The organism is Marinomonas arctica, from assembly GCF_003259225.1.
Taxonomy (GTDB): domain Bacteria; phylum Pseudomonadota; class Gammaproteobacteria; order Pseudomonadales; family Marinomonadaceae; genus Marinomonas; species Marinomonas arctica.
Genome location: NZ_QHJF01000045.1, coordinates 19,843 through 28,049, shown reverse-complemented (window position 1 = coordinate 28,049; position 8,207 = coordinate 19,843). Strand labels below are relative to the sequence as shown.

Annotated in this window: 9 protein-coding genes; 3 read left to right on the top strand and 6 right to left on the bottom strand. The window is 52.1% G+C overall.

Translation table 11 applies throughout. The features are described 5' to 3' along the window. Positions 1 to 20: 20 nt before the first annotated feature. From DK187_RS20085 to cadR, 4 genes are all read right to left on the bottom strand, one after another. Complete coding sequence (locus tag DK187_RS20085; protein ID WP_111609082.1) at positions 21 to 446, bottom strand: hypothetical protein; 426 nt, start codon at positions 444 to 446, stop codon at positions 21 to 23. A 74-nt stretch (positions 447 to 520) separates the two neighbouring features. Then, a complete protein-coding gene (gene umuC / locus DK187_RS20080; RefSeq protein WP_223232238.1) occupies positions 521 to 1,546 on the bottom strand; it encodes a translesion error-prone DNA polymerase V subunit UmuC in 1,026 nt (341 codons plus the stop codon). A gap of 382 nt (positions 1,547 to 1,928) precedes the next feature. Then, positions 1,929 to 2,915: an arsenic resistance protein gene (locus DK187_RS20070; RefSeq protein ID WP_072839257.1), complete on the bottom strand. Its 987-nt coding sequence runs from the start codon at positions 2,913 to 2,915 to the stop codon at positions 1,929 to 1,931. Between the two features lie 163 nt (positions 2,916 to 3,078). After that, positions 3,079 to 3,486, bottom strand: coding sequence for a Cd(II)/Pb(II)-responsive transcriptional regulator (cadR, locus tag DK187_RS20065; RefSeq protein ID WP_111609080.1), 408 nt, complete (start codon positions 3,484 to 3,486; stop codon positions 3,079 to 3,081). Positions 3,487 to 3,581: 95 nt separating this feature from the next. Here cadR and DK187_RS20060 point away from each other — a divergent pair, with 95 nt between their 5' ends. From DK187_RS20060 to DK187_RS20050, 3 genes are read left to right on the top strand one after another with little or no spacing between them, the layout of a single operon-like run. Next, entirely contained in the window at positions 3,582 to 4,478 is an 897-nt protein-coding gene (locus tag DK187_RS20060; protein WP_111609079.1) for a cation efflux transmembrane domain-containing protein, read from the top strand. Positions 4,479 to 4,481: 3 nt separating this feature from the next. Next, positions 4,482 to 4,994: a signal peptidase II gene (gene lspA, locus DK187_RS20055; RefSeq protein WP_111609078.1), complete on the top strand. Its 513-nt coding sequence runs from the start codon at positions 4,482 to 4,484 to the stop codon at positions 4,992 to 4,994. Positions 4,995 to 5,015: 21 nt separating this feature from the next. Next, entirely contained in the window at positions 5,016 to 6,305 is a 1,290-nt protein-coding gene (locus DK187_RS20050; RefSeq protein ID WP_111609077.1) for an ISL3-like element ISPpu12 family transposase, read from the top strand. A 223-nt stretch (positions 6,306 to 6,528) separates the two neighbouring features. Here the strand turns inward: DK187_RS20050 and DK187_RS20040 are convergent, their stop codons facing one another. Then, on the bottom strand, positions 6,529 to 6,981 hold the full coding sequence (locus DK187_RS20040) for a TetR family transcriptional regulator (protein ID WP_175550808.1): 453 nt from the start codon (positions 6,979 to 6,981) through the stop codon (positions 6,529 to 6,531). A 183-nt stretch (positions 6,982 to 7,164) separates the two neighbouring features. Continuing rightward, complete coding sequence (locus tag DK187_RS20035; protein ID WP_067038543.1) at positions 7,165 to 8,136, bottom strand: IS5 family transposase; 972 nt, start codon at positions 8,134 to 8,136, stop codon at positions 7,165 to 7,167. Positions 8,137 to 8,207 lie beyond the last annotated feature (71 nt).

The following is an 8,207-nucleotide window of genomic DNA, read 5'->3' as shown; positions in this document are numbered from 1 at the left end:
TTTCACTTACCGTCCCCTGTCTATTTATAATAACAAATGAGGCGACAACTATCCTGACACAGGGGGAAATCGTCAAGTGAAGGGTTCTCTAACATAAATTCTCTAGCTGATTTGCCATTAAATGTCGGATGATCTATTGGCTTTTTGAAAAAATCATACTTAAATCCAGTTGGTGAACTTAGGTGAATCATCTTGTATATACTTACCAGCATCGCCAGTGTATCAATAGTTTCTTGGTCTACTTGAAGACTGTCATTAATCCGTGCGGTCTCTTTCCATTGATTCCAAGTTGAAACCGTAATACCACCTAGAAGAACACACATCTGTTCATCAGATAAGTCCCAACGCTCGTGTGGACATTGTTCATCTAGCCATAAGACAACCGTTGCTATTATCTTGTCTGCTGGCAGATTACTGGCATTTTCTTTAGTACTTTTATCGTTCATGGAACACCTCCCAATCAATTATTATAGTTTGAATTTTTTAACTAATCGTCCGTTTCTCTTTTCTACATTTTGGTTCAATAAACCTTTGGTAACTCGTCCCACCTGGTCGTGTACGCTGGCGATAGGTGTTCGCGTTTCATTGACCACTGAGGTGATACTCCTTGCGAGGCGAAGAAGACGTTGCCGAGGCCGCTGTGGTTGATTTTGTCCACGACGTTCATTAAGGCTTTTGAGTTGATTTTGGTGTTATCGGCTCGGAATAAATCTTGTTGAAAGGCGCCATGTTCGTAGAAGTCCGCCAACATCACGCCGCCTTTGGCGTAGCGATAACCAGCCAGATAAATGCGATGAAACAACACACCCGCTACTTCTAATAAGTCTCGCGTGTCGTCGGTTGGGTTGGGCAGTTCTGCAGACAAGGTTTTCGAGTACTGCGGTTCGTTTGGAATGAATGGACTGGTACGAACGAACACACTCACCACACGGCAAAGGCGTTTTTCGCCACGTAGTTTCTCGGCAGCTCTGGTCGTGTACTTAGCAATAGCCTCCCGTAGTTCTCGTTTGTCTGTCACCTTATGACCAAATGACCGACTGCAAATGATCTGCTGCTTTGTTTGCCTGAGCAATTCCAAATCCAAACACGACACGCCATTCAACTCTCGAATGGTTCGTTCAAGCACCACAGAAAACTCACTTCGAATCGATTTAGGGTCAGCATTCGCCAGATCCAACGCTGTGTTGATTCCCCTCGCCTTTAGCTTGGCAGTGGTGCGACGACCAACGCCCCACACGTCACTCACATCCAACAAAGCCAGCAAACGCTTCTGTCTGTCTGGGTCCATCAGATCTACCACCGACCCCGTGGCTGGGTATTTCTTCGCCGCATGATTGGCCAACTTCGCCAACGTCTTGGTTGGCGCAATGCCCACACCTACCGTAATGCCCGTCCATTGATCGACCTTGGCTTTTACTCGTTTACCAAATGCCAGCAAATCCGTCACATGATCAACACCGGTTAAATCCATAAAGGCTTCATCGATGGAATACACTTCCAGCCGTGGCGCCTCCTCTTCTAAGATCGACATCACCCGATTCGACATATCCGCCTACAGGGCATAGTTCGACGAAAAGCACACAATGCCGTGCTTTCTTATCTCATTTTGAACCTGAAACATCGGCACGCCCATCTTAATGCCCAGCGCCTTTACCTCTTTGGAACGCGCAACGATACAGCCATCGTTATATCTGAATGAGCCTAACTGTTAGTAGATCATAACCTATTGAATTATATAGAAAATAACCCACTAACATTTTTCAGGTTTTTTGGCCATTCCTTGTGGATCACACCAGCAATTTATCGGGGCGAACAATGGCCGTCCGACCCAGGTGGTTTGGCGCTAGTGGCGTCCGCAAGAGGCGCGCGCCCAAAAGCTGCCCGCATTGCCAAAAAATCACTTTTGGGTGTGTCCGCCATTTATTAACTTACAAAGTCGTCGACACAACCTGCGATTTGTCACGCCAGACGAAGGCCGGTATTGCGCGGATGTAGATCAGCTCACCAACCAGCTCGACTAGCGTCTGGGTGATCACCGCAGCGGCAGCAAGCCCTCGAATTTCTTCAGGCAGCGCCAGAGCTAACGGGAGAACTACCAAAGAGTTACGCGTTGACGAGCTGAAGGTAACCGCTCTGGCAGTCGTGGAAGGCAGCTTGAAAGCTTTCGAAGCCAGAGCCCCCATCAACGGTGCCAGCAGCATGAAGCCGATGTACACAGGGATCACCGGTGCAAGCTTGTCGATGTCGCGAACGACCGAGGAGATTTGAGAACCGACCACCGCTATCAGAACCGCTGCCATTGCTGGAACGGGCAGCCAGGCCCAGGCGGCGTTCCAACCACCGACGATTTTCGACTTTTTGGCCAGCGCCGCTGTAACCACGGCCAACAACAACGGCGCGACAATCAGCACGAGAAAGGCTTCAACAAAGGGGCCTATCGAGATCACGACGTCGGACTGTCCACCCAACATGAAGGCCAAATACACGGGTAGCAGAACAAGCTGAAGCAGCAGCAGGATTGGTGTCGCCGCAAGGATCCCACGAGAGTCGCCCTTGCCAATATGAGTAAAGACCACCACGTAGTCGATGCAGGGCGTCAGCAGTACCAGGAGAGCACCGACAAGGATCGCTGGGTGATCCGTGAGTCCTCTGGTGAGCCCCCACACCAACAGCGGAATCAATACGAAGTTGGCGATCAGCAGGGCTGACATGAAGCGTTTGTTGCTCAGCCCTTCGCGCAGATCAAGAAAGGGAATTTGTAGGAACATCGCGTACATCAGCACGGCGATAGTCGGAGTCACCAGAGCATTTAACCCCAGAGCGGCCACAGGTGCCATGAGCCCACCGATTGCTGCGGCAATGACCGCGACGAAGTAGATCGGTATCTGGTTCTGTTCAAGTGCATCTCTATCCATAGCGTTCCCCTTGGGTGTAAAAAAGGCCATCAGCCTAAGCAACGGCAGCTCGTCCGTCGAGTGATGTGTGTATTTCGGGTAAGCGGATTAAATGGTTGATCTTACCTTTGCATGAGAGTGAGACAGACCGGCATCTCATCGGATTATCTGGTTGATGCTTCACCTACTGCTGGTGCATGTTTCCTTCGCTAATTCCAGCAAGAACCCCACACGCCTCAACTTCCCGGTCATCGTTGCAACTCGCTCTCAGTGAAACGAGTTGTTTCTCAAGCGCTTGCAGAGCGGTTATCTGCGACCGCACATGAGAGATGTGATCATCGAGCAAGGTGTTGACGGCGGTACAAGGCTGATGAGGGTCGTCCTGATAGCTCTGTAGTTCGTGAATCTCAGCCAGTGACAGGCCCAGGATTCTGCAGCGACGGATGAAGGCCAGCCCCTCACCATGCTTCTTGGTATAGACACGGTAACCGTTGTCCTGCCGATCAGGCGGCGGCAACAAGCCCTGCTGTTCATAGAAGCGGATCGTCTGTGTTTCGACCCCTACCAACTGCGCCAACTGACCAATGCGCATCAGCCTCCTCCCCAACGGATTCTTTACTCTATTGACATTATAGTAGCTTTATAGTTTTAAATGGTACCACAACATTGTTCAAGTGGAGTAGTATCATGAGCAAATCCTGTGGTGGCGCCTGTGGCGCTGATGCAACGTCCGCAGCGGATACCGATATACAGGCCTCCTCCGAGGCGCCAGGGAGATGGGTCAGTGTTTATGCCGTGCCGAAGATGGACTGTCCATCAGAAGAACGAATGATTCGCCTAGCCCTGAACGGCTTTGAGGAGATTCGGGCGCTGTCCTTCGACTTGTCGAACCGCCGGCTGAAGGTCGTGCATGACGGCGAGGTCGAGCCCGTCACCTCGAAATTGAAGACCTTGGGGCTAGGCGCCTCGCTTCAGGAAACCGTCGCTGCAAATCCGGAGACCATCAAGGCCGCCGAGTTTTCGGCAGCTTCTGCTAAGCAAGAATCCGGGACCCTGCGCTGGTTGCTCGGCATCAATGCACTTCTGTTCGTGGTGGAAATGACTGCCGGTCTGATCGCCCAGTCCACCGGCCTGATTGGAGAATCCCTGGACAATTTTGCCGATGCGGCGGTGTACGGGCTTGCCCTTTATGCGGTTGGACATAGCGTGAAAATGCAGGTACGTGCCGCGCATCTTGCTGGTGTACTGCAACTGATCTTGGCTGTGGGCGTGCTCGTAGAGGTGGTGAGACGCTTTGTATTCGGTAGTGAGCCTGAATCGCTGGTGATGATGGCTATCGCATTCGTCGCATTGATTGCCAATACCAGTTGTCTGCTGCTCATATCCAAACATCGGGAAGGCGGGGCGCACATGAAGGCAAGCTGGATATTCTCGGCCAACGACGTGGTGATCAACCTGGGGGTCATCACCGCCGGCGCCCTGGTCGCGTGGACCGGTTCCAATTATCCGGATCTGATTATCGGCATCATCGCGGGGGGCATTGTACTTAACGGTGCCAGACGCATTTTGGCGTTGAAGGGTTAAATAATGCTCACTATTGGCAAAAAGCTCTCGCCGTATGCCCTATTGTCCATATCGGGCCTGCTGGCAGCGTCTGATCAGGCTGTAAAGTGGCTGGTGCAGCAATCAATGGCCTATGGCGAGTATGTTTCGGTGACCCCGTTCTTTAACTGGGTGCACCTATGGAACACAGGTGCCGCATTCAGTCTTTTTGCGAATGGTGGAGGCTGGCAGCGCTACTTTTTTATCGGAATCGCGGTAGTGGTCTCGATTTTTCTGATCAACCTGATCCTTGAAAATCGTCATAAAGGAGAAGCCATCGCTTACAGTCTTATCCTCGGTGGCGCCATGGGCAACCTGATTGACCGGGTCTTTCGCGGCTATGTTGTGGATTCCTTTGATTTCTATTGGCGAGACTGGCATTGGCCGGCCTTCAACCTGGCTGATATTGCAATTGTCCTCGGTGCCTTACTTTTCGTTTCCAGCAGCTTGTTGGGTAAAAAAGCAAACACCAATGCCGAGCCGGATGGATCTGACTGACACCTACGCCTATACAACACCATGACCGAACTTCCCGACAACATCCTTCACCTGCCGCAATACCAAGTACTGGGCTGCAAATCAACCGACGACGAAATGCACTTCCAGGTGGACGTGCCCGATCCCATCGCCTGCGAGGAATGCGGCGTGCAGGGTGAGTTCGTACGGTTCGGCAAGCGTGACGTTCCCTATCGTGATCTGCCCATCCACGGCAAGCGGGTCACTCTCTGGGTGGTCCGCCGCCGATACACCTGCCGGGCCTGCAAGACAACATTCAGGCCCCAGCTACCGGAGATGGTGGACGGATTCCGTATGACACTGCGGCTGCATGAGTACGTGGAGAAGGAATCCTTCAACCACCCCTACACCTTTGTGGCGGCACAGACCGGCCTGGACGAGAAGACGGTGCGCGACATCTTCAACGCCCGCGCCGAGTTCCTGGGACGCTGGCACCGCTTCGAGACGCCCCGCATCCTGGGCATTGACGAGCTATACCTGAACAAGCGCTACCGCTGCATTCTGACCAACATTGAGGAGCGAACCCTGCTCGACCTGCTGGCCACCCGCCGCCAGGACGTGGTGACCAACTACCTGATGAAGCTGAAAGACCGGCAGAAGGTCGAGATCGTCAGCATGGACATGTGGAACCCCTACCGGGCAGCGGTCAAGGCTGTGCTGCCCCAGGCCCGTATCGTGGTCGATAAGTTCCATGTGGTGCGCATGGCCAACGATGCCCTAGAGAAAGTGCGCAAGGGCCTCAGAAAGGAGCTGAAACCGTCCCAGAGCCGGACTCTCAAGGGAGACCGGAAAATCCTGCTGAAACGCGCTCACGAAGTCTCAGACCGGGAGCGCCTCATCATGGAGACCTGGACAGGCGCGTTCCCGCAACTGCTGGCCGCCTACGAGCACAAGGAGCGCTTCTACGGCATCTGGGACGCCACCACACGGCTCCAGGCAGAAGCCGCCCTGGACGAGTGGATAGCCACCATCCCGAAGGGCCAAAAGGAAGTCTGGAGCGATCTGGTCAGGGCAGTGGGAAACTGGCGCGAAGAGACCATGACCTACTTCGAGACGGACATGCCCGTCACCAACGCTTACACGGAGTCCATCAACCGACTGGCCAAGGACAAGAACCGTGAAGGGCGCGGTTACTCCTTCGAGGTGATGCGGGCACGAATGCTCTACACCACGAAGCACAAGAAGAAGGCACCGACTGCGAAGGTCTCTCCTTTCTACAAGAAAACCATCGGTTACGGACTGCCGGACTTCGCAGAGGAACTCAACTACGGAGTCGATCTATCAACCATCTGAGGGTGGTATCAGATTGATGGGGTGAAGGTGCCCCATCAACCATTAAATCCGTATACCCGTTTAACTCGCGGCATGCCAGTTATGCGACAGCAATGCTTCGATTTGACTTGAGCGTTGGTCGGGAGGCGAATACGTACATGCCAGCCAAGCGAGTACACCCCTGATCTGTTTGCCAGTGTGCAGCCCGGCGCCTCGCAGAAAGTCATGCAGGTGATGGATCAAATCAATGCGAAATAGGGTCGGGACACGTTGCGACCGGGACGTGTCCCTCGTGCTTCGGAGTTAAAGCCACAACCTTTCCGCCGGCGACTGTTTTCAACTTAGCCATTTCGAACAGCAAACGCTGGTTTACAGAGGCAATTCGGGCAAGCTCCTCTAATAGCTGATCGTTTTCCGCACGGAGTGCCCTGTTCTTCTCCTTCTCATGCATCAGCGCCTGGTGCTTCGAATCTCGCTGGGCGCGTACCGACTTGCCCATGAGATTGCGAATTTTCTCTGCCACCGCTGGGTATGTATTGTGGATGAGACCGGGCGTAACACCTGCTGCTCGGGCAACCGCAGCGATGGAAAGCTTTTCGTTACCTGCGACAAGACTATCGATGACCTTATCAAGCGAATTTAGGGTCTTCGATCTTGAACGAGCAGGGGCCTGATCATCAGTGGATTTACTCATCATTTACAGCCCGGTTCGTATCGTCGTTTATGGGAGAGAGACCCAAGCTAGGGAACATACGAACAAGTAAGACAATTTTTAGCTGACTTTCAGCTTGTGACAGTATTTCCTCAGAAGCGACATTTAATCACCACTTAACCCACTTGTAAGGTACTTCAAGCACCTTACAACCGTTATTTGGACGGATTAACCCCGTGCAGAACGTATCATCTGATCTACTCGTAACAAATTTCCAAGTGCAAACAGCACGGCGAGTTTGTTGTCATTTTTAGACAGGCCTTTGTAGACGACTTTGCGGAACCCAAACTGGCATTTCAGTATTCTAAACGGGTGCTCGACTTTCGCTCGGATACTCGCCTTTAAGTATTCCGTTCGGATCAGCTGCTTGTTGAGGCGGGGGTGCTTTTTCCAAGCACGTATCTTGCTGGGCATCTCAGCTACTAACCAATCGACATTCTTATCTTTTGTTTCTGTGCGCTTTTCTACGCCACGGTAGCCAGAGTCCGCCGATACAAATGACTCATTGCCATGAAGAAGTTCCGTCAACTGGTTTAAATCGTGATCATTGGCAGGCGTCGTGGTGAAGCTGTGAACTAACCCACGCTTTGCATCAACACCGATGTGAGCTTTCATGCCAAAGAACCATTGTTTTCCCTTTTGCGTTTGGTGCATTTCGGGATCGCGTGCATTAGATTTATTTTTGGTGGAACTTGCTGCCTCAATAATCGTCGCATCAACGATTGTCCCTTCTTTAAAGTAGGTGCCAGAATCAGACAGCCATTTGTTTACTTCTTTGAAGAGTTTACGACCCAGCTTATGCTTCTCAAGCAGGTGACGGAAATTCATGATGGTCGTGTGGTCTGGGATCGCACCTTCTAATGATAGGCCAGCAAACAGCCGCATAGAGGTGATCTCGTAAAGGGCATCTTCCATCGCTGGATCACTCATGTTGTACCAGTTCTGCATAAAGTGAATGCGTAGCATGGTAGCGAGAGGGTATGGACGCCGACCATTGCCAGCTTTTGGGTAAAACGGCTCAATCTGAGCTTCGAGCTGTAGCCATGGAATCAGCTCATTCATCCGACCAAGGAAGAGCTCTTTGCGAGTCTTGCGGCGTTTGCTGGTAAATTCGGTATCGGCGAAGGAAAGCTGATTCATGTCATTCGGTCTTGAGGTAATGGTCAGATCGGCATTGTCTCATATTGGGGACTTAATCGCAGTTTCCCTAT